This is a genomic window from Pseudomonas sp. MYb541, assembly GCF_037479595.1.
In the GTDB taxonomy this organism is placed as follows: Bacteria; Pseudomonadota; Gammaproteobacteria; order Pseudomonadales; family Pseudomonadaceae; genus Aquipseudomonas; species Aquipseudomonas canadensis.
The window spans coordinates 21,827-35,762 of the sequence record NZ_JBBGYS010000024.1 but is presented as its reverse complement, the minus strand read 5'-3'; the positions used below and the strand labels follow the sequence as shown (position 1 = coordinate 35,762).

At 59.5% G+C, this 13,936-nt stretch carries 13 protein-coding genes; 4 read left to right on the top strand and 9 right to left on the bottom strand.

The window, feature by feature from the left end:
* Window positions 1–4 precede the first annotated feature (4 nt).
* Both WH299_RS16270 and WH299_RS16265 read right to left on the bottom strand, forming a co-directional pair.
* Window positions 5–898 carry a glycine betaine ABC transporter substrate-binding protein gene (locus WH299_RS16270; RefSeq protein WP_122723710.1) on the bottom strand — a complete coding sequence of 298 codons (894 nt, stop codon included), beginning with the start codon at window positions 896–898 and terminating at the stop codon, window positions 5–7.
* Window positions 899–918: 20 nt separating this feature from the next.
* Window positions 919–1,671, bottom strand: a complete 753-nt coding sequence (locus WH299_RS16265) for an ABC transporter permease (protein WP_371923940.1) — start codon at window positions 1,669–1,671, stop codon at window positions 919–921.
* Between the two features lie 294 nt (window positions 1,672–1,965).
* Between WH299_RS16265 and WH299_RS16260 the strand changes: the two genes are divergently transcribed.
* From WH299_RS16260 to WH299_RS16245, 4 genes are all read left to right on the top strand, one after another.
* Window positions 1,966–3,549, top strand: coding sequence for a peptide chain release factor 3 (locus tag WH299_RS16260; RefSeq protein ID WP_010213196.1), 1,584 nt, complete (start codon window positions 1,966–1,968; stop codon window positions 3,547–3,549).
* A 173-nt stretch (window positions 3,550–3,722) separates the two neighbouring features.
* Window positions 3,723–3,968: a hypothetical protein gene (locus tag WH299_RS16255; protein WP_122723711.1), complete on the top strand. Its 246-nt coding sequence runs from the start codon at window positions 3,723–3,725 to the stop codon at window positions 3,966–3,968.
* A gap of 97 nt (window positions 3,969–4,065) precedes the next feature.
* Window positions 4,066–4,326 (top strand): hypothetical protein, encoded by a 261-nt coding sequence (locus WH299_RS16250; protein ID WP_122723712.1) that lies wholly within the window; start codon window positions 4,066–4,068, stop codon window positions 4,324–4,326.
* 196 nt (window positions 4,327–4,522) lie between these two features.
* Complete coding sequence (locus WH299_RS16245) at window positions 4,523–4,999, top strand: hypothetical protein (RefSeq protein WP_339550781.1); 477 nt, start codon at window positions 4,523–4,525, stop codon at window positions 4,997–4,999.
* Between the two features lie 83 nt (window positions 5,000–5,082).
* Here the strand turns inward: WH299_RS16245 and WH299_RS16240 are convergent, their stop codons facing one another.
* The 7 genes from WH299_RS16240 to WH299_RS16210 form a co-directional block, all read right to left on the bottom strand.
* A complete protein-coding gene (locus WH299_RS16240) occupies window positions 5,083–6,054 on the bottom strand; it encodes a peptide ABC transporter ATP-binding protein (protein WP_248486130.1) in 972 nt (323 codons plus the stop codon).
* Entirely contained in the window at window positions 6,054–7,022 is a 969-nt protein-coding gene (locus WH299_RS16235) for an ABC transporter ATP-binding protein (RefSeq protein WP_028618822.1), read from the bottom strand. Before WH299_RS16235 ends, WH299_RS16240 begins: the two co-directional genes overlap by 1 nt.
* 10 nt (window positions 7,023–7,032) lie before the next feature.
* On the bottom strand, window positions 7,033–7,944 hold the full coding sequence (locus tag WH299_RS16230; RefSeq protein WP_003188486.1) for an ABC transporter permease subunit: 912 nt from the start codon (window positions 7,942–7,944) through the stop codon (window positions 7,033–7,035).
* A gap of 10 nt (window positions 7,945–7,954) precedes the next feature.
* Window positions 7,955–8,965: an ABC transporter permease subunit gene (locus WH299_RS16225; protein WP_084376347.1), complete on the bottom strand. Its 1,011-nt coding sequence runs from the start codon at window positions 8,963–8,965 to the stop codon at window positions 7,955–7,957.
* 76 nt (window positions 8,966–9,041) lie between these two features.
* Entirely contained in the window at window positions 9,042–10,640 is a 1,599-nt protein-coding gene (locus WH299_RS16220; protein ID WP_123478142.1) for an ABC transporter substrate-binding protein, read from the bottom strand.
* Window positions 10,641–10,720: 80 nt separating this feature from the next.
* Window positions 10,721–12,115 carry an OprD family outer membrane porin gene (locus WH299_RS16215; RefSeq protein ID WP_339550780.1) on the bottom strand — a complete coding sequence of 465 codons (1,395 nt, stop codon included), beginning with the start codon at window positions 12,113–12,115 and terminating at the stop codon, window positions 10,721–10,723.
* A gap of 170 nt (window positions 12,116–12,285) precedes the next feature.
* Complete coding sequence (locus WH299_RS16210; protein WP_371923943.1) at window positions 12,286–13,863, bottom strand: ABC transporter substrate-binding protein; 1,578 nt, start codon at window positions 13,861–13,863, stop codon at window positions 12,286–12,288.
* Window positions 13,864–13,936: the final 73 nt, after the last annotated feature.

Here is a 13,936-nt window from a genome sequence, read left to right as displayed (position 1 = left end):
CTTATTAATTGATCGGATGTTGGCGCAGGAAGTCGGCGGCAACCGCGGAGGGGCTTTCATGGTCGACGTCGACCCGCGCGTTCAACTGGCGCATGGTTTCGTCGTCGAACAGATCGGCCAATGGCTTGAGGTCAGCGGCCAGTTCCGGGTGAGCGTCGAGATACACCTGACGCACCACGGGGGCGGCGGTGTAGTCCGGGAAATAGTGCTTGTCGTCTTCCAGCAACTTCAATTTGAAGGCGTTCAGGCGACCGTCGGTGGTGTAGACCAGACCGGCAAACACTTGGCCGTTACGCAGGGCGGTGTAGACCAGGCCGGCGTCCATCTGCCGGGTGTTTTTGCGCGTGAGGTTCATGTCATACAGCTTGACCATGCCGCCCATGCCGTCGGAACGGTTGGCGAACTCGGTGTCCAGGGCCACCAGGCGCGTGCCTTTGGTTTTCTCTGCCAGCGCTTGGGTGAGGTCGCTGATGCTGTTGATCTGCGGGAACTCCTTGGCCACATTCTCGGGCAGCGCCAGGGCGTAGGTGTTGCTGAAACGCGACGGCGAGAGCCAGACCAGGCCTTTTTTCGCGTCGAGTTCTTTTACCCGTGCGTAGGACTGTTCGCTGTCGAGCTTTTCGTCGACATGGTTGTAGGCCACCAGCGACACGCCGGTGTATTCCCAGATCAGGTCCAGTTGCCCGCTTTCCTGGGCACTGCGCGCCAGGTTGCTGCCCAGGCCGCCGGTCACACGGGCGTCATAGCCCTTGGTGCGCAGGTACTGGGACGTGATTTCGGCCAGCAGGGTCTGTTCGGTGAACACCCGGGCGCCGATGCGGATCACAGGTTTTTCGGCAGCTTGCGCAATACCTGCAAACAGCAGGACGCAGCTCAATATCAGGGTCAGTCTTTTCATGTGATTTCCTTTGCCAAGCCTTAAGACGGACGCAACCCGCGTTCCAGCCAGAGGCGGCTGGCCATGGTCACCAGACCGTCGAGCAGCAATGCCAGCAACGCGGTGCACGCGGCGCCAAGCAGCAATTGCGGCTGATTGTTCAGGGCGATGCCGGGGAAGATCAGGCTGCCCAGGCTGTTGGCGCCGATCAGGAAGGCCAGCGGCGCGGTCCCCACGTTGATCGCCAGGGCCACGCGCACACCGCCGATGATGATCGGCACGGCGTTGGGCAATTCCACGCGAAACAGCACCTGGCGTGGCGTCATACCGATGCCGGTGGCGGCTTCTTTCAGCGAGCCTTGAACGTTTTTGAGGCCTTCGTAGGTGTTGCGCACAATGGGCAGCAACGAGGCGAGGAACAGCGCGAAGATCGCCGGGCCACTGCCAATGCCGAGGACGCCGAGGGCGATGGCCAGTACGGCCAGGGGAGGGACGGTGTTGCCGATGTTGAAGATCTGCATGAAGCGTTCTGCGCGCCCGACCATGTGCGGTCGGCTGAGCAGGATACCGGCGGGGATGCCCACAATCAGGGCGGCCAGCATGGAGACAAGAACGAGGATCAGATGAGCTTGCAGGTAAAACAACAAATCGTCGCGGTACAGTTCGATCGTGTTGATGCCGATCCAGTGGACCAGCAGGGCCAAGAGGGCGACGACAACCGCTCCTCCTATCAGCCCTTTGCCATAGCGAATAGCCACAGGCGGACTCCTTTTTTCTTCTGTCGGCGAACACATTCCTTCGTGGCATGCCATTCCTGGCTGTCGGCGAATGTGGTCGCGAAATGCAGCTCGCCGATACCGGCAACGCGGTATGCGATCAAGCCATGAGCGCAGCCTCGTCAGGCTAACTTGCTGATTTATCAGCCCCTGTTCCGAGTGCGGCAGCAGGGGAGTGGACGTCTCTACCTTTTAAAAGGTTCCACACTTGGCAGCATTTAGCCACCCCCAATCGGGTGAACGGTGGTCCGGCCCCTGGGGTTTGCGCTATACTCGCCGCCCTTTTTTGACTCACCTGCCAGGCGATTTCCCATGACCCACCAGGCCGCCGAAGTCGCGAAACGCCGCACTTTCGCCATTATTTCCCACCCCGATGCCGGTAAAACCACCATCACCGAGAAACTCTTGCTGATGGGCAAGGCAATCGCGGTGGCCGGCACGGTGAAATCCCGCAAATCCGACCGCCATGCCACCTCCGACTGGATGGAAATGGAAAAACAACGGGGTATTTCCATTACCACGTCGGTCATGCAGTTCCCGTATCGCGACCACATGGTCAACCTGCTCGACACCCCGGGCCACGAAGACTTCTCCGAAGACACCTACCGCACCCTGACCGCGGTCGACTCGGCGTTGATGGTCCTCGACGGCGGTAAAGGCGTCGAGCCACGTACCATTGCGCTGATGGACGTGTGCCGTCTGCGTGACACGCCCATCGTCAGCTTCATCAACAAACTCGACCGCGACATCCGCGACCCGATCGAACTGTTGGACGAAATCGAAGCCGTCCTGAAGATCAAGGCTGCGCCGATCACCTGGCCCATCGGTTGCTACCGCGACTTCAAGGGCGTGTACCACCTGGCCGACGACTACATCATTGTCTACACCGCCGGCCACGGTCACGAGCGCACCGAAACCAAGATCATCGAGAAACTCGACTCCGACGAAGCCCGCGCCCACCTGGGTGACGAGTACGACCGCTTTGTCGATCAGCTGGAGCTGGTGCAGGGCGCCTGCCATGAGTTCAACCAGCAGGAATTCCTCGACGGCCAGTTGACCCCGGTGTTCTTTGGTACGGCCCTGGGCAACTTCGGTGTCGACCATGTGCTCGACGCCGTGGTGGATTGGGCTCCGCGCCCATTGGCCCGTGTCGCCAACGAGCGCACCGTAGAACCGGTCGAAGAGAAATTCACCGGCTTCGTGTTCAAGATCCAAGCGAACATGGACCCAAAACACCGCGACCGTATCGCCTTCATGCGCATCTGCTCCGGCAAATACGAAAAAGGCATGAAGATGCGCCACGTGCGTACCGGCAAGGACGTACGCATCGGCGACGCCTTGACGTTCTTCTCCTCCGAGCGTGAACAGCTCGAAGAAGCCTACGCCGGCGACATCATCGGCCTGCACAACCACGGCACCATCCAGATCGGCGACACCTTCACCGAAGGCGAAGCCCTGGGCTTCACCGGTATCCCGCACTTCGCCCCGGAACTGTTCCGTCGCGTTCGCCTGCGTGACCCGCTGAAATCCAAGCAACTGCGCCAGGGCCTGCAGCAATTGGCGGAAGAGGGCGCCACCCAGGTGTTCTTCCCGGAGCGCAGCAACGACATCATCCTCGGCGCCGTCGGTGTGCTGCAGTTCGATGTGGTCGCCAGCCGCTTGAAAGAGGAATACAAGGTCGAATGCTCCTACGAGCCGATCACCGTGTACTCCGCGCGCTGGATCGATTGCAGCGATAAGAAGAAGTTGGAAGAGTTCTCCAACAAGGCTGTGGAAAACCTGGCGGTCGACGGTGGTGGTCATCTGACTTACCTGGCGCCGACGCGGGTGAACCTGGCGTTGATGGAAGAACGCTGGCCGGATGTGAAATTCCGTGCGACCCGTGAGCACCACTAAGGTCCAAGCGGTCGATAAAGGGCGAAGCTGTAATGGCTTCGCCCTTTTTCATGCTCGCCACAAACCCAACCTGTAGGAGCCGGCAAGCCGGCTCCTACTGAATTGGCGCTAACCCCGTATCCGGTCTAGCGTTCACATATTTCACCGATTCACCGACGGAATAGGAGTTCCTGATGCGTTTAACTCGATGCGCCATTCAACTGGTGCTGCTGGGCGTCTTGGGGTTGTCTGCCTCCTGGGCGATGGCGGGTGCAGGCACCCCCCAGTGGAAGGACACTGGACCGGTCACCAAGCGCAAACAGAACGAGGTCAACTCTGGCAGCTGGCAGCCCCAGGCCCAGCCGGCGCCGAAGGAGGATGAAGAAAACCCTTACAACGAGGGCGAAGACAGCGAAACCTACGATGATGGCGATACCTGAGGCGTAATTGGCGCAAACCCAGGATCGGAACTAGCTTAATCCACAGCGACGGTCGTACGCCGCCGCACGTGATTCACTGACTGGACGGAAATCGACCATGACTATCTTTCAACGTGTAGTGCTGTTGCTGAAAGTGTTGGTGATGTTATCCCTGGGCATCTCGTCCGCATGGGCCAGTGCGGCTGTGCAGAGCCAGGCGCCGGGCTTTGTGGCGGCGAAGACGGTGCAGGCCGGTGGTTTGCAACTGGCCAAGAGCGAGTCGGAACCCGGTGACGAAGATCAGGGCGGCTCAAAGGATGATGACGACCAGCAAACGCCGCCAGATGACGATGACACTGAAGGTGACAGCGACACCTGATACGCCTGGGGCCCCTGCCTGTAATGCCCGCGATCGTTCCCGCGCTCTGCGTGGGAACGCATTCTTTGACGCTCCCCATTACCTTTGATTGCTGAACCGACCTGTCAGGTTTGACAGTAGACGGCCGGCGCTCGCTTCCTTATTTTTCAGGTGTCTTTATCCAGGGGCCGATCAATGCCTGAAACAGGAGAGCACCATGAAAAACAAGGCGACGGGACGGTTTGAATGGAAAGTGGGAGCTCAGGCCTTTGAATCGACCGATCTGGGTTTTGTGGCTGATGACCAAAGCGAGGATTTCGTGGTTCAAGCCCGTTCCACTGCAAGCGATGGTGTAGATGTAGAGCTGACGTTTTATATTCCAGAACGAGACCCGCAACGTAAAAAATACACCTACGGTTCCAATGACGAGTATCAAGCCTCGGTTCATTACACTGTCGGCGGTCGACCTAATAATTGGCAGGGCGGCTACGTGGTTCGGGAAGCGGCGGACTTTTCTTCCAGCGATCCGGGCATTTGGCGCGTTAAGCTCATTTTTGGGATTGAGGTTGCCCTGAACGGCGGTGTTATTTCGATAAAGGGCAAGGGCGAAGTCAAGGGGGCTGCTCCCTGGGGTAAAACCCTGCGCAAGCGTTTTCCATCCAAGCCCAAAAGAAAACCCCTCCCGCCAGGCTGATGCGCAACCTGATGGGAAGGGCTGTAAAACTCGATGGCGATCCTTCCTACGCGCTGCGCGGGAAGGATCTCTGCTTAACAGACTCAGGCCACAAACTGCTCCGCATAATGGCAAGCCACCTGGCGGTTATCCAACGGCCGCAACTGCGGCTCCTCGGTGCTGCACCGTGCTGTCGCATACGGGCAGCGCTTATGGAAGGCGCAGCCAGGCGGCGGGTTCAGCGGGTTGGGCAGCTCGCCGACGATCTTGATCTTCGGCTTGTTCGGGTCCGGATGAATGGTCGGGGTCGCCGACAGCAGCGCCTGGGTGTAGGGGTGCAGCGGGCGTGCGTAGATGTCTTCCTTCGGACCGACTTCAACCGGGCGGCCGAGGTACATCACCATCACGTCGTCGGCGACGTGTTGCACCACCGCGAGGTTGTGGGAGATGAACACGTAGGCGGTGTTGAATTCCTGCTGCAGGTCCATGAACAGGTTCAGCACCTGAGCCTGGATCGACACGTCCAACGCCGAGGTCGGTTCATCTGCCACCAGCACTTTCGGTTGCAGCATCATCGCCCGGGCCAGTGCGATCCGCTGGCGCTGGCCACCGGAGAACATGTGCGGGTAGCGCTGATAATGCTCGGGGCGCAGGCCCACTTGCTTCATCATCGCCTGCACTTTCTCGCGGCGTTCGGCGGCGGACAGGTTGGTGTTGATCAGCAGCGGCTCGCCGAGTTGATCACCGACTTTCTGGCGTGGGTTCAGCGAGGCGTACGGGCTCTGGAACACCATCTGCACGTCTTTGCGCAGTTGCTTGCGCTGGGCCTTGTCGGCACCGGCGACTTCTTGCCCTGCGATTTTCAGCGAGCCGGAAGACGGTTCTTCAATCAGCGTCAGGGCGCGGGCCAGTGTGGATTTGCCGCAACCGGATTCGCCCACGACCGCGAGGGTCTTGCCGGCTTCCAGCTCGAACGACACACCATTGAGCGCACGCACCAGGGCGTGGCCCTTGAACAGGCCACGGGACACTTCGTAGTGACGGGTCAGGTCGCGGGCGGTAAGAACGACGGCCATTACGCCACCTCCTGGTTCAAGGGGTAGAAGCAGCGCGCAAGGCTGTTGGTTTTTGGATCAAGCCCCGGACGCTGGGCACGGCAGGAATCCTGCACATACGGGCAGCGCGGTGACAGCAGGCAACCCTGCGGGCGGTCATAACGACCTGGAACGATACCTGGCAGCGTCGCCAAACGCGTGGCGCCGAGGCTGTGCTCGGGGATCGCCTTGAGCAGCGCTTCGCTGTACGGGTGCGCCGGAATGTCGAACAGTTGCGGCACCTGGCCGACCTCAACCGCCTGGCCTGCGTACATTACGCACACACGCTGGGCGGTTTCCGCCACGACTGCAAGGTCGTGAGTGATCAGCACCAGGCCCATGTTCTGTTCTTTCTGCAAGGCCAGCAGCAGTTCCATGATCTGCGCCTGGATGGTGACGTCCAACGCCGTGGTCGGTTCGTCCGCGATCAGCAGTTTCGGCTCGCCGGCAATCGCCATGGCGATTGCCACACGCTGGCTCATGCCGCCGGACAGTTGGTGCGGGTAGGCATCCATACGGCTGGCAGCGCCTGGGATCTCCACTTTTTCCAACAGTTCGATGGCACGCTTGCGCGCTTGTTTGCCGGACATTTTCAGGTGCAGGCGCAGCACTTCTTCAATCTGGAAACCCACGGTGTAGCTGGGGTTCAGCGCGGTCATCGGGTCCTGGAACACCATCGCCAGGTCTTTGCCGACGATCTGGCGGCGCTGGCGGTTGCTCAGCTTGAGCATGTCCTTGCCGTCAAAGTTCAGCGCGTCGGCGGTGACGATGCCGGGATGCTCGATCAGGCCCATCAGCGCCATCATGGTCACGGATTTACCCGAACCCGACTCGCCAACGATCGCCAGTACTTCGCCTTTGTCGACCGAAATGTCGAGGCCATCGACCACCGGGACGGCGGTCTTGTCGCCGAAGCGCACGTTGAGATTCTTGATTTCTAACAGTGACATGGGAATCTCCTCAGGCGGCGTTCTTGAGTTTCGGGTCCAGCGCATCGCGCAGGCCGTCGCCCATCAAGTTGATTGCCAGCACGCTGAGCAAAATGGTCAAACCAGGCAGGCTCACCACCCACCAGGCGCGTTCGATGTAGTCACGGGCCGAAGCCAGCATGGTGCCCCACTCCGGGGTTGGCGGTTGTACGCCAAGGCCGAGGAAGCCCAGGGCCGCGGCATCGAGGATCGCCGAGGAGAAGCTCAAGGTGGCCTGTACGATCAGCGGCGCCATGCAGTTGGGCAGCACGGTGATGAACATCAGGCGTGGCAGGCCGGCTCCGGCGAGGCGGGCGGCGGTCACGTAGTCACGGTTCAGTTCGCCCATCACCGCAGCGCGGGTCAGACGGACGTAGGACGGCAGCGATACGATGGCGATGGCGATCACGGTGTTGATCAGGCCAGGGCCGAGGATCGCGACAATGGCGACAGCCAGCAGTAGCGACGGCAGGGCCAGCATGATGTCCATCAGACGCATGATGGTCGGGCCGAGCAGACGTGGGAAGAACCCGGCGAACAGGCCCAGCAGGATCCCCGGAATCAGCGACATCACCACCGACGACAAACCGATCAGCAACGACAGGCGCGAGCCCTGGATCAGGCGCGAGAGCAAGTCACGGCCCAGTTCGTCGGTGCCGAGCAGGAATTGCATCTGCCCACCTTCCAGCCAGGCCGGCGGGGTCAGCAGGAAGTCGCGGTATTGCTCGCTCGGGTTATGCGGTGCAACCCACGGTGCGAAGATCGCGCAGAACACGATCAGCAACATGAACAGTAGGCCGGCAACCGCGCCTTTGTTCTTGGAAAAAGCTTGCCAGAATTCTTTGTACGGAGACGGGTACAGCAGGCTTTGATCGACTGCTGACACTTGAGTAGGTGTGGTCATGGTCATGATCTCAGCGCTGGTGACGGATGCGTGGGTTGGCGAAGCCGTAGAGGATATCCACCACGAAATTCACCATGATCACCAGGCAGGCGATCAGCAGGATGCCGTTCTGCACCACCGGGTAGTCCCGCGCGCCAATGGCTTCGATCAGCCATTTGCCGATGCCGGGCCAGGAGAAGATGGTCTCGGTCAAAACCGCGCCGGCCAGCAGGGTGCCGACTTGCAGGCCAACCACGGTCAGTACCGGAATCAACGCGTTACGCAGGCCGTGCACGAACACCACGCGCGCCGGCGACAGGCCCTTGGCCTTGGCGGTGCGGATGTAGTCTTCGCGCAGGACTTCGAGCATCGACGAACGGGTCATCCGCGCAATCACCGCCAGCGGGATAGTGCCGAGTACGATGGCCGGCAGGATCAGGTGGTGCAACGCATCCCAGAACGCGTCCGGCTCGTCAGCCAGCAGGGTGTCGATCAGCATGAAGCCGGTGCGCGGCTCGATGTCGTAGAGCAGGTCGATCCGCCCGGAAACCGGGGTCCAGCCCAGGCTGACCGAGAAGAACATGATCAGGATCAGGCCCCACCAGAAGATCGGCATCGAATATCCCGCCAGGGAGATGCCCATCACCCCATGGTCGAACAGGGATCCTCGCTTGAGTGCCGCGATCACCCCGGCCAACAGGCCCAGGATACCGGCGAACAACAGGGCGGCCATGGACAGTTCCAGGGTCGCCGGGAAGAGGGCGGTGAATTCAGTCCACACGCTGGTGCGGGTACGCAGCGATTCGCCAAGGTCGCCCTGGGCAAGTTTGCCGACGTAATCCAGGTATTGCGCATACAGCGGCTTGTTAAGGCCAAGGCGTTCCATTGCCTGTGCGTGCATCTCGGGGTCGACGCGCCGCTCGCCCATCATGACTTCGACGGGGTCGCCAGGGATCATGCGAATCAACGCAAACGTGAGCAACGTTATGCCGAAAAACGTGGGGATCAGTAACCCCAGTCGGCGGGCAATAAAACTAAACATCTTGTTGTTTACCTCAATCAGCCGGTTAGGCAGGTTCGGCACCGCCAATGTCGACGGTGCCGAGCGTTTCTCTTATTTACTTCACCTGGGTGGTGGCGAAGTTATTTGTACCCAGAGGGCTTTGAATGAAGCCTTCTACGTTCTTGCGCATGGCGGTGAACAGTTTCGGATAAGCCATGGGAAGCCATGGTTGGTCCTTATCGAAAACGTCCTGTGCTTGTTCATAGAGTGCAGCGCGCTGGGCGGGTTCAGCGACAGCGCGGGCCTTGTCGATCAAGTCTTGAAACTCTTTGTTACACCAGCGGGCGTAGTTTTCGCCGTTTTTCGCTGCATCGCAACTCAGGTTTGGCGTCAGGAAGTTGTCCGGGTCGCCGTTATCACCCACCCAGCCCGCCGAAACCATGTCGTGCTCACCGTTTTTGGCTCGCTTGAGCATTTCGCCCCATTCCATGACTTTGATGTTCACTTTCAGGCCAACCTGCGCCAGGTCCGCCTGCATGCGCTGGGCGCCGAGCATCGGGTTAGGGTTGGTCGGGCCGCCACCGTTACGGGTGAACAGGGTGAACTCAGTGCCTTCCGGTACGCCGGCTTCCTTGAGCAGGGCGCGGGCCTTTTCCAGGTCACGGGGTGGGTTTTTAAGCTTGTCGCTGAAGCCCAGCAAGGTCGGCGGATAAGGGCCGGTGCCCACTACAGCATTGCCTTTGCCGAACAGGGCTTCGGTGTAGCCAGCCTTGTCGAACGCGATGTTGATCGCGTGGCGCACCCGCGCATCGCTCATGTATTTGTGGGTGGTGTTCAACGCGGTGTAACTGGTGGTCATCGCCGCCAGCTCATCGACTTTCAGGTTCGGGTCTTTCTTGATGCTTGGGATGTCATCTGGCTTGGGGAACAACGCGATCTGACATTCGTTGGCCTTGAGCTTTTGCAGGCGCACGTTGTTATCGGTGCTGATCGCCAGAATCAGCGGGTCTACCTGCGGTTTGCCACGGAAGTAGTCGGGGTTTGCCTTGAACCGCGCCTGGGCGTCTTTCTGATAACGGGTGAAGACGAATGGGCCAGTACCGATGGGCTTGGCGTTAAGGTCTTCAGTCTTACCGGACTTGAGCAACTGGTCGGCGTATTCCTTCGAGTGGATTGAAGAAAATGCCATGCCCAGATCGGCCAAAAACGGTGCTTCAGGACGGGTCAGGGTAAAGACGACGGTGTGATCGTCCGTCTTTTCTACGCTCTTGAGCAGTTCCTTGAAGCCCATGCTTTCGAAGTACGGGTAGCCCACGAGGGACTTTTTATGCCACGGGTGGTTCGGGTCCAGCTGGCGCTGGAAGCTCCAAAGCACGTCGTCGGCATTCATGTTGCGCGTGGGTTTGAAATAGTCGGTGGTGTGGAACTTGATGTCGTCACGCAGGTGAAAGGTGTAGGTCAGGCCATCGGCGCTGATCTCGGGCAGGTCTTTGGCCAGCGCGGGGATCACTTCGGTGGTGCCGGGCTTGAAGTCCACCAGGCGGTTGAACATGGTTTCAGCGGCAGCGTCAGCGGTCACGGCCGTGGTGTACAGGACCGGGTCAAAACCCTCCGGGCTGGCTTCGGTGCAGACCACCAGTGGTTTGGCCGAAACGCCGATCGCCACGCTCAACAGCGCAGCAGCCATGGCGGCTTGTAGTGGGAGCAATTTCATTCGGAGCCCTCTGCAATCGATGGGACCAGACAAGCGTAAACGGCGAGCTCGTCCTGAGCCCGCCGTCTACCTGGCGCTAATTAAAGGATGTTGAACGGAACAGTGGTCACCAGACGGAACTCTTTGATGCTGCCGTCCGATTGGAACTCGCTGCCACGGTGCTCAACATACGTTGCGCGTACGGTAGTGGCCTTGAGTGGGCCGCTCTGGATGGCGTAAGAACCACCGATACCGTATTCCTGGTGTTTTTCACCGTCTTGTTTCTGGATGCCGTCGTAGGCGAACTTGGCCCGGCCGTTGTTGCCGGTGTAGTGAGTACCGTCGATGTCCCAGCCGCGCGCCGAGTAGATGTTGAACTTGAGGCCTGGCACGCCGTATTCGGCCATGTTGATGGCGTAGGCAACCTGGAAGGATTTCTCGTTCGGGCCGTTGAAGTCAGAGGTCAGGGAGTTGGCCAGGTAGATGCCGTTGGTTTCGTGCAGGTAGTCGAAGTACTCGTTACCGTTCACTTGCTGGTAGGAGAAGGTCAGGCTGTGAGCCTGGTGGGCCAGGCCCAGGGACAGGGAGAAGGTATCGTTGTCGATTTCCCCCATCTCTTTTTTGCCTTCATCGACCGTCTTGTAGTAGTTGAAACCAGTGGTCAGCGCCAGTTGCTGTGCATCACCCAGTTCGTGGGTTGCGCCGAAGTAGTACTGGTTCCAGAAGTCCTTCACGTTGGCGCCGAAGACGCTGACTTTCAGGCTTTTCAGCGGCTGGTAGTTCAGGCCCAGGGTGGACACCTTGTCGGTTTCCGCGCCATTGCCGTATTCGCTACGGAATTTCGACAGGCTCTGTTCGCTACGTGGCGAAACGCGGTCAAACACGCCGCCCTGGAACGACAGGTTGCTGAACTCTTCGCTGTTGAAGCTCACACCTTCGAAGCTCGAAGGCAACGCACGGTTGCCGATGGTATCGACGATGCCGCTGCTGAAGTTCTGACGACCGGCGGTCAAGGTGGTGTTCGACACACGGAACTGCACGTTGGCCAGGCCCAGTTTGCTCCATTGGCCGACTGCATCACCATCGGAGTCAGCCAGGGTACGGTTGGAGCCGCCTTTGATATCACGCTTGCTACGGTCCAGGACCACGGCGTTGTACACCGCCAATTCAGTCTTGACGCCTACGGTGCCCTGGGTAAAACCCGAGCTGGCGTTGATGATGGTGCCTTGTACCCAGTTGGTACGGTTACGGTCGGTCAGGGTTTGGCCGTGCTTCTTGTACTCGAAGGTGCCGCCACGGTATTTGCTTTCGTGGGAGTACCAGTTGCGGGTAGTGCCGCCCAGGCTGAAGTCTTCGATAAAGCCTTTGGCTTCGCTTTGAGCGCTGGTGCCGGCCAGTGTAGTAGGCACGAAGTCCTGGCTGACGGATTCAGCGTAGGCGGTGGCCGTGATGCTGCTGATGGCCAGGGCCAGAAGCGCTTTGCTGCTCAGTTTCATGGATGAAGCTCCTTTGGTTCTCTTTTTAATGCCGGTCTTTTTTGGTGATCCGGCTATTGGGTGTGTAACTCGTTCAAGCCATTGCAAACGTTTGGCGTAGGAAAATTCCCAACAAAAGGCCGCGCGTTTGCAGCAAGGCGGTATTCGCCCTGCGCAATCCGGTTATTTTCTTATGGGGTGATACTGACGCCCGAGAACACGTTGCGGCCGAAGGGGCTCACTTTGAAACCTTCGACTTTGGCGCTTAACGGCTGGTTGACCGTCGAGTGGGCGACTGGCGTGATCGGCACCTGCTGCTTGAGCAGTTGCTGCGCCTGTTTGTACAGAACAGTCCTTTGTTCGCGGTCGGTCACGACCTTGGCTTGCTTGATCAGCTTGTCGTACGCCGGGTCACACCACATGGAGTAGTTGTTCCCGCCGATGGCGTCACAGCTGTAGAGGGTGCCCAGCCAGTTGTCCGGGTCACCGTTGTCACCGGTCCAGCCGATCAGGCTTACATCGTGCTCACCGTTCTTGGTGCGCTTGATGTACTCGCCCCATTCGTAGCTGACGATCTTGACCTTGAGGCCGATCTTGGCCCAGTCGCTTTGCAGCATCTCGGCCATCAGCTTGGCGTTAGGGTTGTACGGACGTTGTACCGGCATCGCCCACAGGGTGATTTCGGTGCCTTCTTTCACGCCGGCGGCCTTGAGCAATTCCTTGGCTTTTTCCGGGTTGTAGGCGGCGTCCTTGATGCTGTCGTCGTAGGACCACTGCGTCGGTGGCATGGCGTTGACCGCCAATTGCCCCGCGCCCTGGTACACGGCGTTCAGGATGCTCTGCTTGTTCACCGCCATGTCCAGCGCCTGGCGCACTTCGAGCTGGTCGAAGGGCTTGTGGCGCACGTTGTAGGCGATGTAGCCCAAGTTGAAGCCGGGCTTGGTCAGCAGTTGCAGGTTCGGGTCGGCCTTGAGGGCATCGACGTCAGCCGGGCGCGGATGCAGGGTCACCTGGCATTCGCCGGCCTTGAGCTTTTGCACTCGCACCGAAGCGTCGGTGTTGATGGCGAAGATCAGTTGGTCCAGCTTGACCTTGCTCGGGTCCCAGTACTGTTTGTTGGCCACATAGCGGATCTGCGAATCTTTCTGATAGCGCTGGAACACGAAGGGGCCAGTGCCGATCGGCTTCTGGTTGATATCACTCGGTTTGCCATCCTTGAGCAACTGCTCGGCGTATTCGGCCGAGAGGATCGCGGCGAAGCTCATGGCGATGTTCTGGATAAACGCGGCGTCGACCGTGTTCAGGGTCATTACCACGGTGTGCGCGTCGGTTTTGGCGACCTTGGCAATGTTCTTGTTCAGGCTCATCCCGTTGAAGTACGGAAACTCCGTGGGGTAGGCCTTGCGAAACGGATGGTCGGGGTCAAGCATGCGGTTGAAGGTGAACAGCACGTCGTCGGCGTTGAACTCCCGCGTCGGCTTGAATTCCTTGTTGCTGTGGAATTTCACCCCTTCACGCAGGTGAAAGGTGTAGGTCAGGCCGTCTGGCGAAATATCCCACTTGGTTGCCAATGCAGGTACGACACCGGTCTCACCCTTTTCAAACTCAACCAGGCGGTTGTACAGCGGCTCGGCCGCATCGTTATCGGTGGCGGTGGTGTATTGCGCAGTATCAAAACCGGCTGGGCTGCCTTCCGAGCAGAACACCAGGCTCTGCTTGTCGGCGGCGTGACCCATCGTGGCCACAGCCAGCAGGCTGGTGGCAAACATTGCGGATAGTACGGTGGTATGGCGCATGACGATCCCGATCCTTGTTTGTAGTTGTCATCAGCGAACAACCACC